This window comes from Phascolarctobacterium sp. (assembly GCF_030531065.1).
GTDB lineage: Bacteria > Bacillota > Negativicutes > Acidaminococcales > Acidaminococcaceae > Phascolarctobacterium_A.
Genome location: NZ_JAUNOQ010000004.1, coordinates 111460 through 126019 on the forward strand (window position 1 = coordinate 111460; position 14560 = coordinate 126019).

14 protein-coding genes and 1 tRNA gene are annotated in these 14560 nt (G+C 51.8%); 8 read left to right on the plus strand and 7 right to left on the minus strand.

All coding sequences use genetic code 11. The features are described from left to right. From Q4E64_RS03985 to Q4E64_RS04005, 5 genes are all read right to left on the minus strand, one after another. Positions 1 to 624 carry a TetR/AcrR family transcriptional regulator gene (locus Q4E64_RS03985; RefSeq protein WP_303166393.1) on the minus strand — a complete coding sequence of 208 codons (624 nt, stop codon included), beginning with the start codon at positions 622 to 624 and terminating at the stop codon, positions 1 to 3. A 294-nt stretch (positions 625 to 918) separates the two neighbouring features. Beyond that, positions 919 to 2043 (minus strand): MFS transporter, encoded by a 1125-nt coding sequence (locus tag Q4E64_RS03990; protein WP_368501505.1) that lies wholly within the window; start codon positions 2041 to 2043, stop codon positions 919 to 921. Between the two features lie 474 nt (positions 2044 to 2517). Beyond that, complete coding sequence (gene ftsH, locus Q4E64_RS03995; protein WP_303166396.1) at positions 2518 to 4386, minus strand: ATP-dependent zinc metalloprotease FtsH; 1869 nt, start codon at positions 4384 to 4386, stop codon at positions 2518 to 2520. Between the two features lie 146 nt (positions 4387 to 4532). Then, a tRNA-Arg gene (locus Q4E64_RS04000) sits at positions 4533 to 4609 on the minus strand. Between the two features lie 96 nt (positions 4610 to 4705). After that, on the minus strand, positions 4706 to 5386 hold the full coding sequence (locus Q4E64_RS04005; RefSeq protein ID WP_303166397.1) for a TetR/AcrR family transcriptional regulator: 681 nt from the start codon (positions 5384 to 5386) through the stop codon (positions 4706 to 4708). Positions 5387 to 5631: 245 nt separating this feature from the next. Between Q4E64_RS04005 and Q4E64_RS04010 the strand changes: the two genes are divergently transcribed. The 4 genes from Q4E64_RS04010 to Q4E64_RS04025 are packed head-to-tail and all read left to right on the plus strand — an operon-like array spanning position 5632 to position 8373. Next, on the plus strand, positions 5632 to 5811 hold the full coding sequence (locus tag Q4E64_RS04010) for a 4Fe-4S binding protein (protein WP_293728024.1): 180 nt from the start codon (positions 5632 to 5634) through the stop codon (positions 5809 to 5811). Positions 5812 to 5828: 17 nt separating this feature from the next. Next, entirely contained in the window at positions 5829 to 6968 is a 1140-nt protein-coding gene (locus Q4E64_RS04015; RefSeq protein ID WP_303166398.1) for a 2-oxoacid:acceptor oxidoreductase subunit alpha, read from the plus strand. A 32-nt stretch (positions 6969 to 7000) separates the two neighbouring features. Then, entirely contained in the window at positions 7001 to 7837 is an 837-nt protein-coding gene (locus tag Q4E64_RS04020) for a 2-oxoacid:ferredoxin oxidoreductase subunit beta (protein WP_368501506.1), read from the plus strand. A gap of 2 nt (positions 7838 to 7839) precedes the next feature. Further along, positions 7840 to 8373 carry a 2-oxoacid:acceptor oxidoreductase family protein gene (locus Q4E64_RS04025; protein ID WP_303166401.1) on the plus strand — a complete coding sequence of 178 codons (534 nt, stop codon included), beginning with the start codon at positions 7840 to 7842 and terminating at the stop codon, positions 8371 to 8373. Between the two features lie 78 nt (positions 8374 to 8451). Here the strand turns inward: Q4E64_RS04025 and Q4E64_RS04030 are convergent, their stop codons facing one another. Next, complete coding sequence (locus Q4E64_RS04030; RefSeq protein WP_303166402.1) at positions 8452 to 9405, minus strand: 2-hydroxyacid dehydrogenase; 954 nt, start codon at positions 9403 to 9405, stop codon at positions 8452 to 8454. 180 nt (positions 9406 to 9585) lie between these two features. Here Q4E64_RS04030 and Q4E64_RS04035 point away from each other — a divergent pair, with 180 nt between their 5' ends. Then, the gene (locus Q4E64_RS04035; RefSeq protein WP_303166403.1) at positions 9586 to 10023 is read left to right on the plus strand and encodes an Rrf2 family transcriptional regulator; all 438 of its coding nucleotides are present in this window, start codon (positions 9586 to 9588) and stop codon (positions 10021 to 10023) included. A 59-nt stretch (positions 10024 to 10082) separates the two neighbouring features. Here Q4E64_RS04035 and cysK read toward each other — a convergent pair whose 3' ends face one another. Continuing rightward, complete coding sequence (gene cysK, locus Q4E64_RS04040; RefSeq protein WP_303166404.1) at positions 10083 to 11012, minus strand: cysteine synthase A; 930 nt, start codon at positions 11010 to 11012, stop codon at positions 10083 to 10085. A gap of 173 nt (positions 11013 to 11185) precedes the next feature. Between cysK and hydE the strand changes: the two genes are divergently transcribed. The 3 genes from hydE to Q4E64_RS04055 all read left to right on the plus strand — a co-directional run bounded on the left by hydE (position 11186) and on the right by Q4E64_RS04055 (position 14421). Beyond that, complete coding sequence (gene hydE, locus Q4E64_RS04045) at positions 11186 to 12238, plus strand: [FeFe] hydrogenase H-cluster radical SAM maturase HydE (protein ID WP_303166405.1); 1053 nt, start codon at positions 11186 to 11188, stop codon at positions 12236 to 12238. A 78-nt stretch (positions 12239 to 12316) separates the two neighbouring features. After that, entirely contained in the window at positions 12317 to 13396 is a 1080-nt protein-coding gene (gene mnmA / locus Q4E64_RS04050; protein ID WP_303166406.1) for a tRNA 2-thiouridine(34) synthase MnmA, read from the plus strand. Positions 13397 to 13437: 41 nt separating this feature from the next. Further along, positions 13438 to 14421, plus strand: a complete 984-nt coding sequence (locus tag Q4E64_RS04055; protein ID WP_303166407.1) for an alpha/beta hydrolase — start codon at positions 13438 to 13440, stop codon at positions 14419 to 14421. Positions 14422 to 14560 lie beyond the last annotated feature (139 nt).

Genomic DNA, 14560 nt, shown 5'->3' on the forward strand with positions numbered 1-14560 from the left:
TTATTTCCCTTTAAGACAAATGCCGTCCACAGCATAAGCGATAATTTTATCCACCAAAGCGTCGGAAAGATTATCCGGCAGGGAAGTGTTTTTTAAATCAGCATAAGGATACAGATTCAATCCGCCTAAGATAACCATCATATACTGGTCTAAGACTTCCGGCGCTTCCTGCGCTAGTTCGCCCTTAGCTACTCCCTTGCGCAAAAATTCCAGGACAATATTGCGCGGGCTTTCGTTAGGCATTACCTGCATGCCGCGTTTCTTTTTTTCGGCGCGCGCGATGGCAGTCGCGGCGAAAATAAAACGGTAGCGCTTATAACCTAAATATAAATGTTTGAGCAAGACGCATAAGATAGTACGGCAATCGCTATCCGCCGCCAAAATCTCGCCGATATTTTTTTCTCCGGAAACTATTAACCGTTGCTCGATGAAAAAAATAACTTCGTACTTATCTTTAAAATAATTATACAGCGTACCTTTGGAAACGCCCGCCTTGTCCGCCAATTCGATCATCGTAAATAATTCGCGGCGGTCACGCTGCAAAAGTTCGCAGGCTACGCAGAAGATTTTATCTTTAAACATTTCTTCTACCAGCTGTTTTTTCTCCTCGGAATATTTCGGCATATAAAGTTCCCCCTTAAAACTTCGGCGGCGGCTCGCGCCGTTTAATTGCAAATCTAAAACCGTCGGTCATTTTAATGACCATTGGTCATTTTTATTTTACAGTTCTGTTACTGCACTGTCAAGTATAAGACGCGCTTCTCGCCGCATTATCAAAATAAATTTACAAGTAGCAAGCGGCAGGCAGCGACGATAAACACCGACGCAAAAAGCTCCCCTTACGGACGCACGCGCGCCCGTAAGGGGAGCAAAATTTTGCTTTGCCATATATAATTGTCTTATAAATTATGTTGGCGTTTACTCTTTGCCATGCCGCAAGTAAACCGCGCCGCTGACGCCCAAAAGCAAAAAGCCCGCTACCAAAAATAAACTCTTCAAAGGGAAGAAAGTCGCAATCAGCCCGCCTAAGAGCGGCCCCACCATGGAGCCGAACTGCTGCGCGCTGAACATAAAGCCGAAAACACGGCCGCGTTGGTCGGATTCCGTATTATTAGCCAGCACCGCGCTCAGCGAAGGCTGAATGCCCGCGCAGCATAAGCCGTAAGTGAAATTAGCCACGCAAAACAGCGTCAGCGTATCGGGAAGCGCTACGATAAAATTCATCACGCCCGCCGTCAACGAAGCAAAGCACAAGCTGCGGTAGAAGCCATGGCGTTGGCCGAAGCGCCCCCAGCTCGGCGCGGTCAAAGCGCTGGCGATGCCCACAAGGCTAAACACAAAACCAGACAAAAAGACTAAATTACCTTCGCCGTGGTTCAGCTCCGCCACATACAAGCTCAAAATAGGTTGTATCAGCAAAATGACCATTTGCGCTACCGCCACATAAAGCAGCGTTTCCCGAATCACCGGTCGCTGCAGCAGCTGCGCCCCGGGCGCAGCCTCCTTGCGTACCGCTTCCTGCCGGGGCGGCTCCGGAATGTACAAATAAAAAACCGCCGTGATAATAGTTAGCAGCGTGCCCGCCAGCATAAACGAACTGCGCATGCCAAAAGCCGTAGCCAGTGTGCCGCCCACCAGCGGCCCGATAACATTGCCGAAGGTCAGCCCCGCCTGCAAAATTCCCAAGCTCATGCCCAGTTTATCCAGAGGTACCAAACTGGTAGCAATCGCCAGGCACACGCTCCACAAACCGGCGGCAAAGCCCTGAATGACGCGCACGCCGAACATCTGCTCCGGGCTGGTGACAATACCGCCTAAAAAATAGGATATGGCCAGGCCTGCGCCCGCGCGCATCGCCATCATTTTTTTACCCTTGGTATCCGCCATCCTGCCCCAAATGGGAGCCATAATGCCGCCAATCAAAAAGGTTATAGAAAAAATAGCACCGTTCCACATTTTTACATGTTCCGCACTGACGCCCAGCTCGTTCATCAAATACATGGGCAAAAACGGTATCAGCATCGTATAACCCGCAGCCATCATCACTACGTTAGCCGTTAAAATCGCCAGAACAATCTTCCAGTTTTTCAAAATAAAACCTCCAAAAATAAAAAAGACTATGCAGTTCAAAAACCTGCACAGAATTCATCTTCAAAAATACTCGCAACTTCTGCACTAATTATAAGACGTCCCGCGGCGTTTTGCAAGCCGCCAACCAGCTTGCCGCACAAAAATAATAAAGGAGCCTGCGCTGTGGTGACGCAAGCCCCTCTATCATTTTGGAGGAGAAAATATGGATACGCCTCTTACCCAGAGGTAATAAGATAAGAAACGTACAGCAGCTTGTTCATAGTTATCCGCTAACCGACACCCAAAGGAAGTGGTTATATGGTCAAGGTCAAGGCTGCAAAATCAGGAAGGATAGAAGCGTCGGTTAGCAGTTGTTAACTATGCTGTAATTATAGCACAGCTTTTTCAAGTTAGCAAGTGCTAATTTAAAATTTTCTTGTATTTTTTTTACGCCTGCTCCTCAACCTGTCCTGCAACGGCAGCGCCGCCTTCAGCTGCCGCCTCCTCCTGCCGCAACAGCGCCATAAACTGTTCGCCGGTAATAGTTTCCTTTTCCAGCAGGAAGCTTGCCAATACGTCAAGCTTATCCCTGTTGGCCTGCAAAATACTGCGCGCCTGTTCGTGCGCACTCTTGATAATCTCCAAAACCTTGGCGTCGATTCTGCCCGCAGTCTCCTGACTGCAAGCTAAGGAGGTATCGCCGCCTAAATATTGGTTAGTAACCACCTCGGTCGCCATCATGTCGAACTCCTCAGTCATGCCCAAGCGCGTCACCATACTGCGGGCAATCTTAGTCGCCTGCTCGATATCGTTAGCCGCGCCGCTAGTTATACTGCCGAAGACCAGCTCTTCGGCACTGCGCCCGCCGGTAATGGTAACAATCTTGTTGAACAGCTCTTCTTTCTTCATCAAAACGCTGTCGTTATCATTGATCTGCATGGTATAACCCAACGCGCCGTTCGTGCGGGGGATAATGGTAATCTTATGCACCGGCGCGCTGTTCTTCTGCATAGCCGCCACCAGCGCGTGCCCGATTTCGTGATAAGCGATGACCCGCTTTTCTTCCGGCGAAATGACTGCGCCCTTACGCTGATAACCGGCGATAACAACCTCAATGGATTCCTCCAAATCAGCCTGCTCCACTACGCCGCGATGCAGCTTTACCGCGCGCAGCGCGCCCTCATTGATAATATTAGCCAGCTCCGCGCCGCTCGCGCCCGCCGTAGCCCTGGCCAAGGATAAGAAATCGATATTGTCCGCCATTTTTACGTCGCGGGCGTGCACCTTCAAAATCGCTTCGCGACCGTGCAAGTCGGGCAGCTCCACCGGTATGCGCCGGTCAAAGCGCCCCGGACGCAGCAAAGCCTTATCCAGGGATTCAGGACGGTTGGTCGCCGCCAAAATCACCACGCCCTTGCTGCCGTCAAAGCCGTCCATCTCGCTGAGCAGCTGGTTCAAGGTCTGCTCACGCTCGTCGTTGCCGCCGAACTGACCGTTATCGCGGCGCTTGCCGATAGCGTCGATCTCATCGATAAACACGATGCAGGGAGCCTTTTCCTGCGCCTGCTTAAACAAATCGCGCACACGAGCCGCGCCCATGCCCACAAACATTTCCACAAATTCGCTGCCGCTGATGGAAAAGAACGGCACCTTGGCCTCGCCGGCCACCGCCTTCGCCAGCAAAGTTTTGCCCGTACCCGGAGGGCCTACCAGCAGCGCGCCCTTAGGCATATTAGCGCCGATATCCTTATACTTGCCCGGATTGTGCAGAAAGTCCACCAGCTCCATCAAGGCTTCCTTAGCCTCGTCCTGACCCGCCACGTCGGCAAAGCTTTTACCGGTTTGGGCTTCCACATAAACCTTGGCATTGCTCTTGCCAAAGGTCATAGCGTTGCCGCCCATACGCTTGCCCATGAAATACATGAACAGCTGGCCTAAGCCGAAGAATATCAAGATCGGCAAAATCCAGTTAGTGAAAAAGCTAACAATGGGACTTTGCTCCTTAGGTACAACCTGAGAAAATTCAACCTTGCTTTTAATCAAACGATCCACCAGCTGCGGGTCCTCCACGCGACCGGTGACGTAAATCTCCTTTTCATTATCGCCCTTGCCCAACGCGGCAATACGTTTATCAGTAATTTCTACTTTGGAAAATTTACCGTCGTCCACCATCTGCAAAAAGTTGCCGTAGGACACGTCGTTTACCTTGGGACTGAAAAACATAGGAACGATTACCGTATTAATCACTAAGATAATCAGCATCGCCATGGCATAGTAGTAAATTAAAGGCCGTTTTTTATTATTATCGCTATTCATCTTGCTCTCTCCCTTACAAAAATTTGCTGCCTTTGCTACTATTGTAACCTTCTGACGCAAAACACGCAAATGAAATGTTTGCGAAATTTTCTGTGCAAAATTGAAAAAAGCTACAACCATTACAGATTGCAGCTTTTATTTGATTATGGTGTCCCTGGCGAGAATCGAACTCACGGCCTTTCGCTTAGGAGGCGAACGCTCTATCCTACTGAGCTACAGAGACATAAGGACAGCCCTGACGCAAGCTCAAGCCAGCCCGCATCAAAACTGCGACTATTATTATATACCAAAAGCAGGCCGCTGGCAACGCCAAATTAAATCAGTCCAAGCCGCCGATAGCCTCGCCGTACAAATACCTGTCCACTACTATTTCCGCAGCTGCGGCAGCCGGCATTTTTTGCATGGGCTGCGTGGGATTAAAGATGCTCATGGCTACGCCAAAGAACAAAAACCTGCTGGAAATTTCTTCGTCGCAGCCCGGTTTGAGCAGTTTAGCGTCAATAGCTTCGATCACAATTTTTTCTAAAATAAGATATTCTTCCTCAACCAACTTGAGATATCGCAGAACGCGTTCCCTGGTTTCTTCCGAAATTTTTAACTGACTATATCGCGGGATCAGCTGATGCTCGCCGTCCACTTTTTGTATGCGGCAATTATTTCTGCCGTCGATCATCTCAAAATAAATGATTTGCCATAAATCGTTATTTTCATAATAAAAATCAATCATTTCCTGAAAATACGCTATCAATTTTTCTTTTATCCCTTGCTTACCCGCCACGGCGGCCTGCAAGCGTTTGACAAAAGGCGCGTTCTTTTTTTCTACCAATTTATAGAAGAGCCTTTCTTTATTGCCGAAATATTTATAAACCGTGCCCTTGCCCACGTCGGCCAAGGCAATAATCGCGTCCAATGTCGCTTTTTCATAGCCGTACATAGAAAAAATTTTTTCTGCAGCTTCCAAAATACGCTGCTCTTTAGACTCCGCCCCGCTTACTTTCACAGTGCAACCTCCTTTGCTTATTTATAAATAACGCGCTAATAATATATTTTATTATACCGTTTTCTGCGCCTAAATGCCAGCCGCCGCGGTAAGAAATTTTACTTGTCGGCGGCGCGGCTAGTCCAGACAAAATTGTTCACAAGAAATATCTGAAAAAAGCCTGCCCAAGACGCTTTTTTTTGATATAATGTATACAAGGTGATATACGCTGTTTTTTCATCAAGGAGATACAAGGAGGTTATCCCATGTTAAAAATCATCACTAAGCGTTGCAAGGGCTGCGGCATCTGCGCGGCCTTCTGCCCCAAAAAAGTTCTGGCAGTCAGCGAAGTAGGCAAGGTCGAAGCCGTTGCTGAGGAAAACTGCATCAAATGCGGACAATGCGAAATGCGCTGCCCGGATTACGCTATTTTTGTAGATAAATAAAAAGGAGTGAATTACCCATGTCAAGAATCCTGCTGTTACAAGGTAACCAGGCGGTTGTCGAGGGTGCGATTGCTGCCGGTGTAAAATTTTACGGCGGCTATCCTATCACCCCTTCCACCGAAATTGCAGAACAATTAGCGCTGCGTTTGCCCCAGGTCGGCGGCAAATTTATGCAGACTGAAGATGAAATCGCCGGCTTAGGTACCGTTATCGGCGCTTCCATGGCCGGTCAAAAGGCGATGACCGCCACCAGCGGCCCCGGCTTCTCTTTAAAACAAGAAATGCTTGGTCTGGCCTGCGTCGCCGAAATTCCCTGCGTAATCGTCAACGTACAGCGCGTCGGCCCCGCTACCGGCCAACCCACCTCCCCCGCTCAGGGCGAGGTTATGCAGGCTCGCTGGGGCACTCACGGCGACCACTGGCTGATTACTATTTCTCCCTCCAGCGTTCCCGAATGCTTCGAGCTGACGCTGCGCGCCGTAGCGTTAGCCGAAAAATACCGCTGCCCGGTTATCCTGCTGATGGACGAGGTTATCGGCCATATGCGCGAAAAAATCGAGCTGCCCGATAATTACGATGAAATTCCGCAGGCTGAACGCAAGCAGCCCGCCTGCGCTCCCGAAGATTACCTGGCCTACGGCTGTGAGGAAGGCTCCAAGGTTCCCGCTATGGCAGCCTTCGGCAGCGGCTACCGCTGGCATGTAACCGGCCTTATCCACGACGAAACAGGCTTCCCCAAGGGTACCGGCGCGGCTACTAAATCCGCACAGAACCGTCTGCGCAGCAAGATTGAAGATAATGTAGAAGATATCGTACAAGTAGAAAACTATAAAATGGAAGACGCCGAATTCGCCGTTGTAGCCTTTGGCGGCGCAGCCCGTACCGCCTACGAGGCTGTGGATATGGCACGCGCCGAAGGTTTGAAGGTCGGCTTTGTGCGTCCCATCACCATCTGGCCCTTTGCTGAAAAGCAAATGCAGGAGCTGGCAGGCAAGGTCAAGGGCATTCTGGTACACGAGCTGAACTGCGGACAATACGTGCTGGAGGTAGAGCGCGCCGTAGCAGGCAAGATACCCGTAAGCCTGTACGCTAAGTACGACAACGAATCTGCTACTCCGGCTCAGCTGCTGGCTGAAATTAAAAAGGCTATGGCCTAATCGGATGAGAGGAGAATTATAGAATGAGTGTAATGGAAGACTTAATCGCTAAATATTTCCGTCCGGGCCGCCTGCCTCATATCTGGTGCCCCGGCTGCGGCAACGGCGTTATCACCGGCGCTATCGTTAAAGCCATCGACAAGCAGGGTCTGGCTAAAGACGACGTAGCAGTTATCAGCGGTATCGGCTGCTCCAGCCGCGCGTCCGGCTATTTGGATTTTAACACCGCCAATACCCTGCACGGCCGCGCCCTGCCCATCGCTACCGGCGTAAAAATGGGCAATCCCAAGCTGAATGTTATCGTGTGCAGCGGCGACGGCGACTGCACCGCTATCGGCGGCAACCATCTTATCCATGCAGCCCGCCGCAATATCGACCTGACCTTAGTCGTTTACAACAACAGCATTTACGGCATGACCGGCGGCCAGTATTCCCCCATGACCCCCAAAGGCTCCAAGGCAACCACCGCTCCCTACAGCACCATCGAGCCCAGCTTCAATCTGCTGGCTCTGGCTCAGGCAGCAGGCGCAACCTATGTAGCCCGCGCCACCACCTACCATGTTCCGCAAATGGTTGACGTAATCGCCAAAGGCATTGCTCATAAGGGTTTTTCCATCATTGAAGTTGTCAGCGCCTGCCCCATCTCCTTCGGGCGTCAAAACAAAATGGGCGGCCCTGCTCAAATGATGGCCTGGCAGCGCGACCACGGCGTGCTCAAGGCTGTTTGGGACCGCATGGACGAAGCTAAAAAGGCAGAAGCAATCGCTGCCGGTAAATTCCCCATCGGCGTACTCTACGAAAACAACGACGTACAGGAATACACCGCAGCTTACGACGAATTGATAAAACGCGCACAGGAGGGTAAATAATCATGAGACAAAGCTTTCGTTTTTCCGGCACCGGCGGCCAGGGTCTGATTACTGCCGGTATCATTTTAGCCGAAGCTGCCCTCTTAGATGACAAGCTGGCTGTTCAATCCCAATCCTACGGCCCCGAAGCCCGCGGCGGCTCCTCCAAAGCCGAGGCTATTATTTCCGACGAGCCTATTTATTTCAGCCGCGTAATCTGCCCCAACACTCTGCTGGTTATGAGCCAGGAGGCAGCCAATAAATATACCGCAGACTGCGACGAAAATACCACTGTTATCACCGATACGCTCTTTGTTTCCGAGGTTCCCGGAACCTACGGCAAGCGCGTCGACCTGCCTATCACGCATACGGCCAACACCGTATGCGGCAAGACGCTGTTCGCCAACATCGTCGCTTTGGGCGCAGTAGTAGCGCTGACTAAATGCGTTTCCAAGGAAGCTATTACCAAGGCTGTTTTAAACCGCGTACCGAAAGGCACCGAGGAAGCCAACACTAAAGCTTTGGAAGCCGGTATGGCGCTGGTAGAAGGCAAATAAAATTTGCGTCTTAACTTTATAAAATAAAGAGTCCTGCGACCGCAAGGCCGCAGGGCTTTTTTATGTCCGAAGCAATATTTATTTTACTAAATTCTGCGGCTCGCCCGCCAGGTATTTTTCAATGTTGGCAAAAACAATCTCCGCCCGCGTTTCCAAGGCCTCGCGGCTGGCAAAAGCTACATGAGGCGTCAGCACGGTATTTTTAGCGCCGCACAGCGGATGCTCTTTAGCGATGGGCGGTTCTGTTTCAAAAACGTCGACGCCCGCTCCCGCCAAACGTCCTGCATTCAAAGCGTCGGCCAGCGCCGCGCTGTCCACCACAGGACCGCGCGCCGTATTTAAAAGCACGGCGGTGGGCTTCATCTGCGCCAAAGCGTCGGCGTTAATCAAACCCTTAGTCGCTGCCGTCAAGGGCACATGCAGGGAAACAAAATCTGCCTCGGCCAACAGCTCCGGCAAACTTACATAATGTACGCCTGCGTCCAACAGCTCCTGCTTAACCGTGCGGCTGTAGGCCAGCACACGACATCCAAAGGCTAAAGCCAGCTTCGCCACCTTGCAGCCGATAGCGCCGGTGCCCACTACGCCAAAGGTTTTGCCAAACAGCTCGAAGCCTACCAGCCCATCCTTAGTCCCGGCCTTACGGCAGCGGGCGTCGCAGGGCACAATATTGCGGATCACGCTGATAGCCAGACCGAAGGTCAGCTCCGCTACCGCGTTAGTGGAATAGCCCGCAGCGTTGCACACCGTAATGCCGCGCTCACGGCAAGCGTCCAGCGCCACATGGTCCACGCCGGTAAAAGCCACCGACAGCATTTGCAGCTTAGGACAGCCGTTAATAATTTCTGCGCTCAGCGGCTGATTGGCCAGCATAATAATATCGGCGTCGCGCACTCTATCCAGCAGCTTAGCCTGGTCCGGCTCCTTAGCTGCGTAATAAACAAATTCATGACCCGCGGCTATCAGCGGGGCAGCCAACGCGTTAACCTTTTCTTCGGGTACGCCCAAGGGCTCCATAACAACTATTTTCATACTTAACACCTCGCATCCTGTAAATTTTATTATTTATAGCATACTACAGAAAGCGCTCCTTGGCAAACCAATTTACATATCGCTCAGCCGGGACGATTGACTGTTGCTTCATAATAGCATATAATTTAACTAGACTTAATCTGTTTAGCAAGAATAAGGATAGATAAAGGTGATTTAACCATGAAAATTTCAACTAAAGGACGTTATGCGCTGCGCATGCTGCTGGATTTGGCCATGCATCAGCAGGAGGGCTATATCGCCCTTAAGGATATTGCAGCCCGGCAAAATATTTCCAAAAAATATTTGGAACAAATCGTGCCCATTCTGAATAAATCAAATCTGCTCCAGGCTAACCGCGGCTTTCAGGGCGGCTATCGTTTAGTCAACGCCCCGCGCGAATATACCGTGGGCGCCATCCTGCGCCTGACGGAGGGCAGCCTGACCCCCGTAGCCTGCCTTGACTGGAACCCTGTCGGCTGCGGCCGTCGCGACGAATGCATGACGCTGCCGCTCTGGCAAGGGCTTAACGAGGTTATCGCCGATTATCTCGACAATATTACCCTGCAGGATATCATCGACAATTACCAGTCGCGCAGCGCCGATAACTATTCTATTTAAATTGCCTGCCAACTACAAAAGCCAAGGGAACGCGCCCCTTGGCTTTTTGCTTTGTAATTTTAATCGTTGAAAAGCGGCGTGGACAAATAACGCTCGCCGGTATCGGGCAATAACGCTACAATAAGCTTGCCTTTGTTTTCCGGCCGCTGAGCCAGCAACGTAGCCGCGTAAACCGCCGCGCCGGAGGAAATCCCCACTAATACGCCCTCGCTGTGAGCTATAGCGCGTCCTGTTTTAAAAGCGTCGTCGTTTTCTACGGCGATAACTTCATCATAAATTTTAGTATTGAGCGTATCCGGCACAAACCCGGCGCCTATGCCCTGAATCTTATGCGCGCCGCCAAAGCCTTTAGACAAAACCGGCGAACTGGCCGGTTCTACGGCTACTACCTTAACATTGGGATTTTGCTCTTTAAGATATTCGCCTACGCCGCTAATTGTGCCGCCCGTACCTACGCCGGCGACAAAAATATCCACCTTGCCGTCGGTGTCGCGCCAAATTTCCGGACCCGTCGTCGCCTTATGCGCGGCAGGGTTAGCCGGGTTAGTAAACTGGCTGGGAATAAAGCTGCCGGGAGTTTGCGCCGCCAGCTCCTCCGCCTTGGCGATAGCGCCCTTCATACCTTTCGCCCCATCCGTCAGCACAATCTCCGCCCCGTAAGCCTTGAGCAGATTGCGGCGCTCCACGCTCATAGTATCCGGCATGGTCAGGATAACGCGATAGCCCCGCGCCACCGCCATCGCCGCCAGGCCGATGCCCGTGTTGCCGCTAGTCGGTTCGATGATAACCGCGCCCGGCTTCAGTAAACCTTTCGCCTCGGCGTCGTCCAGCATTGACTTAGCAATACGGTCCTTAGCGCTACCGGCCGGGTTAAAATATTCCAGCTTAGCGACGATTTTCGCCTGCAGCTTATTAGCCGCTTCATAATTTTTCAGCTCCAACAGCGGCGTACCGCCGACTAAATCGCTAATGCCTGTATAAATCTTCATAACAATTCACTCCTTCTTAATTCTACTATTCATAGTTAAATTATAGGTTTATTATATCGCTTTTTACTGAACTGTCAACTATCTCGCGCTAAAATTTATTTTCTTGACAAGCGCCGCAGCTTAATGTATCATATGAAACACAGTAAAGCAGTAGGATTTAAGGAGGCACAGACATGAGCAGCATAAAATTGCTTATCGATAAATTGGCGCGGCAGCACGATTTAAGCGACGCGGAGCTGCTCGCGCTGATCACAGCGGAAGAAAAAAACACCAATGCCTGGCTGTCGGCTGCCGCCGACAAAATCCGCCGCCAATATTACGGCGATACCGTTTACATCCGCGGCTTAATCGAATTTACCAATTACTGCCGCAATAATTGCTATTACTGCGGTATCCGCGCCGGCAATCGACACGCGCAGCGCTACCGCCTGACGCAGGAAGATATTTTAGCCTGCTGCCGCGAGGGTTATGCCCTGGGCTTCCGCACCTTCGTCCTGCAGGGCGGCGAAGATCCTTATTTTACGGACGAGCGCATCTGCGCCCTAGTCGCCGCCATTCGCGCGCAGCACCCGGACTGCGCCATTACCCTTTCCATCGGCGAAAAGCCCCGCGCCAGCTATCAGGCCTATTTCGATGCCGGAGCTAACCGCTATCTGCTGCGCCACGAAACGGCGGACGCCGCGCATTACGCCCTGCTGCATCCCGACAACATGAGCTTGGCAAACCGCAAACGCTGTTTATTTGATTTAAAAGAAATCGGCTATCAGGTAGGCAGCGGCTTTATGGTGGGCTCGCCTTACCAGCAGCCGCAAAACCTGCTCCACGACTTGCGCTTTTTGCAAAGCCTGCAACCCGACATGATAGGCATCGGCCCCTATATTACCCACGCGCAGACGCCCTTTAAAAACGAACCCAGCGGTACGCTGGCGCAAAGCCTGCGCATGCTGTCCCTGCTGCGCCTGCTGTTCCCTTACGCGCTGCTGCCCGCCACTACCGCATTGGGTACTATCGATCCCAACGGACGCGAACTGGGGCTACAGGCAGGCGCCAACGTAGTCATGCCCAACCTGTCGCCAGTCGGCGTGCGTAAGCTTTACGAGCTGTACGCCAACAAAATCTGCACCGGCGAAGAAGCCGCCCAGTGCCGCGGCTGTCTGGAGGCCCGCGTGCGCGCCGCAGGCTACCGCATCGTGACAGACCGGGGCGACGTTAAAAGACAAATATGATATAATAGATATAAGTTAGTCAGCCCTTTAAAAACGCCGGCGCTGCTGGCCAGGGTTCAAGGAAACGAGGAAGGAAAAATGAAAAAGACAGCGTTAATAGCCATGAGCGGCGGCGTGGATTCCAGCGTATCCGCGCTGCTGATGCTGGAAAAGGGCTTTACCTGCACCGGCGTCACCATGAAGCTTTTTAATAATGAAGATATCGGCCTGCCTATTATGGACAGCAAATGTTGCAGCCTAGACGATATTGCCGACGCCCGCAGCGTCTGCGCTAAAATGGGCATCGAGCATTATACCTTCAATTACGGCGACAGCTTCCGCACAGCCGTTATCGACCGCTTTATCAACGCCTACATCAACGGGCAGACGCCTAACCCCTGTATCGACTGCAACCGCTATTTAAAATTCGGCGAGCTTTTCGCCAAAGCGCAGGAATTAGGCTGCGACTATGTAGTAACGGGTCATTACGCCCGCGTAAAATACGATGAAGAAAGAGGCCGCTATCTGCTGCTCAAAGCCCTGGACCCGCAAAAGGAGCAAAGCTACGTGCTCTACTCCCTGACGCAGGAGCAGCTGGCTCACGTGCAGTTTCCTTTAGGCGAGCTGACTAAGCCACAGGTGCGCGAAATTGCGGAAAAACACGGCTTTGTCAACGCGCATAAGCACGACAGCCAGGACATCTGCTTTATCCGCGAGGGTACTACCTACGCCGACTTTATCGAGCAACGCACCGGACGCAAATTCCCGCCGGGGAACTTTATCACCACCGACGGCAAAGTACTGGGCCGGCATAAGGGCATCATCCATTACACCGTGGGCCAGCGCAAGGGTCTGGGGCTGGCGCTGCCGGAGCCCATGTATGTGCAAAGCATCGACCCTGTCGCCAACACCGTCACGCTTTCTACTAACGCCGGGCTTTTCACCACTACAGTAACGGCGACGGACATCAATCTCATCGACTGCGACCGCATCGACAAGCCTCGCCGCGTACAGGCGCGCATCCGCTACCACCAAAAGGAGCAGTGGGCCACCGTTACGCAGACGGACGACAACACGCTGCAGCTGGAATTTGACGAGCCCCAGCGAGCCATTACCAAAGGCCAGGCGCTGGTTATGTACGACGGCGAGGTAGTAGTCGGCGGCGGACGCATAATTTAAAGCGCTCATACTAATGATAAAATATTATGGAGGAATGGTTTATGAAAAAAAATTACAGCCTGTTGCGGCTGGCTTTAACCGGCCTGCTGCTTGTGGGAACGCTGGGCTTCTCCTGTACGGAAGCGGCAGAAAAATACGCCAGCCAAACGCTAAACGTAACGCCAAGTAAAACGGAAGTAAAACAAATTTCCGGCGTAGTCTACGCCCAAGTCCCTTCACGCGGCTATCCTAACGTGGCTTTGCAGATGGATTTGCTCCAACCGCAGACAAAGAAGAAGCTGCCTGCCATCGTCTACGTCACCGGCGGCGGCTTTATCAACGCCAATCGGGATAACGGTGTCCAGCTACGCAATTATCTTGCGGAAAAGGGCTACGTAGTAGCAAGCATTACCTACCGCGTAGCACCCACGGCTCGTTTTCCTGAGCCCTTGGAGGACGTAAAGGCTTCCATCCGCTATCTCCGCGCTAATGCGGATAAATACAATATCGACAAAGATAAGATTGGCGTCATCGGCGGCAGCGCAGGCGGCTATCTATCGTCCTTTGTCGGAACGAGCAGCGGTCTCACAACTTTTGATAAAGGCGACAATCTGCAGGAATCCAGCAAGGTAAACTGCGCCGTTAATCTATACGGCCTGTCAGACCTAACGCAGGTTGGCATGGATTACAGCGAAGAAATCCAAGAGCTCCACAAGTCTCCCGGCGCAACGGAAGCCCTCTGGGTCAACGGCAGCCCGGTATTCGGTGGTAAGGACGGCGGTATTCTTGCCGACGCTAAAGCCGCAGCGAACGCTAATCCCATTAACTATATCTACAAAAACAGCGCTCCCACGCTGCTCATGCACGGCTCCGCCGACACAGTAGTTTCTCCTAGCCAAACCGACCTGCTCTACCAGGCTTTAAAAGCAAAAGGTATCGCCGCAGAACGCTATGTTATTCCCGGCGCGGCGCATGGCGGAATATATTGGGTGCAGGATAACGTACTAGCAGTAATCGGGAATTTCTTTGATAAGTATCTGAAATAAGAAAGCGGAAGCTGTGCGGCGCGCTACAGCTTCCGTTTTTTATTTTTTTATAAGATAAGCGTAGACATAAAAAAACCCGCTTCCCCAGCGGGTATTTTTATTGTCGCGCGACGTTATCCGGCCCCTTGCCGGCAGTGCT

What these genes read in the sequence shown, in the direction of transcription:
- hydE (WP_303166405.1), top strand. Translation starts at nt 11,186, where the DNA reads ATGAGCAGCATAAAATTGCTTATCGATAAATTGGCGCGGCAGCACGAT.
- mnmA (WP_303166406.1), top strand. Translation starts at nt 12,317, where the DNA reads ATGAAAAAGACAGCGTTAATAGCCATGAGCGGCGGCGTGGATTCCAGC.
- Q4E64_RS04030 (WP_303166402.1), bottom strand. Translation starts at nt 9,405, where the DNA reads ATGAAAATAGTTGTTATGGAGCCCTTGGGCGTACCCGAAGAAAAGGTT.
- Q4E64_RS03990 (WP_368501505.1), bottom strand. Translation starts at nt 2,043, where the DNA reads ATGATGGCTGCGGGTTATACGATGCTGATACCGTTTTTGCCCATGTAT.
- Q4E64_RS04035 (WP_303166403.1), top strand. Translation starts at nt 9,586, where the DNA reads ATGAAAATTTCAACTAAAGGACGTTATGCGCTGCGCATGCTGCTGGAT.
- Q4E64_RS04015 (WP_303166398.1), top strand. Translation starts at nt 5,829, where the DNA reads ATGTCAAGAATCCTGCTGTTACAAGGTAACCAGGCGGTTGTCGAGGGT.
- Q4E64_RS04025 (WP_303166401.1), top strand. Translation starts at nt 7,840, where the DNA reads ATGAGACAAAGCTTTCGTTTTTCCGGCACCGGCGGCCAGGGTCTGATT.
- Q4E64_RS04010 (WP_293728024.1), top strand. Translation starts at nt 5,632, where the DNA reads ATGTTAAAAATCATCACTAAGCGTTGCAAGGGCTGCGGCATCTGCGCG.
- Q4E64_RS03985 (WP_303166393.1), bottom strand. Translation starts at nt 624, where the DNA reads ATGCCGAAATATTCCGAGGAGAAAAAACAGCTGGTAGAAGAAATGTTT.
- ftsH (WP_303166396.1), bottom strand. Translation starts at nt 4,386, where the DNA reads ATGAATAGCGATAATAATAAAAAACGGCCTTTAATTTACTACTATGCC.
- cysK (WP_303166404.1), bottom strand. Translation starts at nt 11,012, where the DNA reads ATGAAGATTTATACAGGCATTAGCGATTTAGTCGGCGGTACGCCGCTG.
- Q4E64_RS04020 (WP_368501506.1), top strand. Translation starts at nt 7,001, where the DNA reads ATGGAAGACTTAATCGCTAAATATTTCCGTCCGGGCCGCCTGCCTCAT.
- Q4E64_RS04055 (WP_303166407.1), top strand. Translation starts at nt 13,438, where the DNA reads ATGAAAAAAAATTACAGCCTGTTGCGGCTGGCTTTAACCGGCCTGCTG.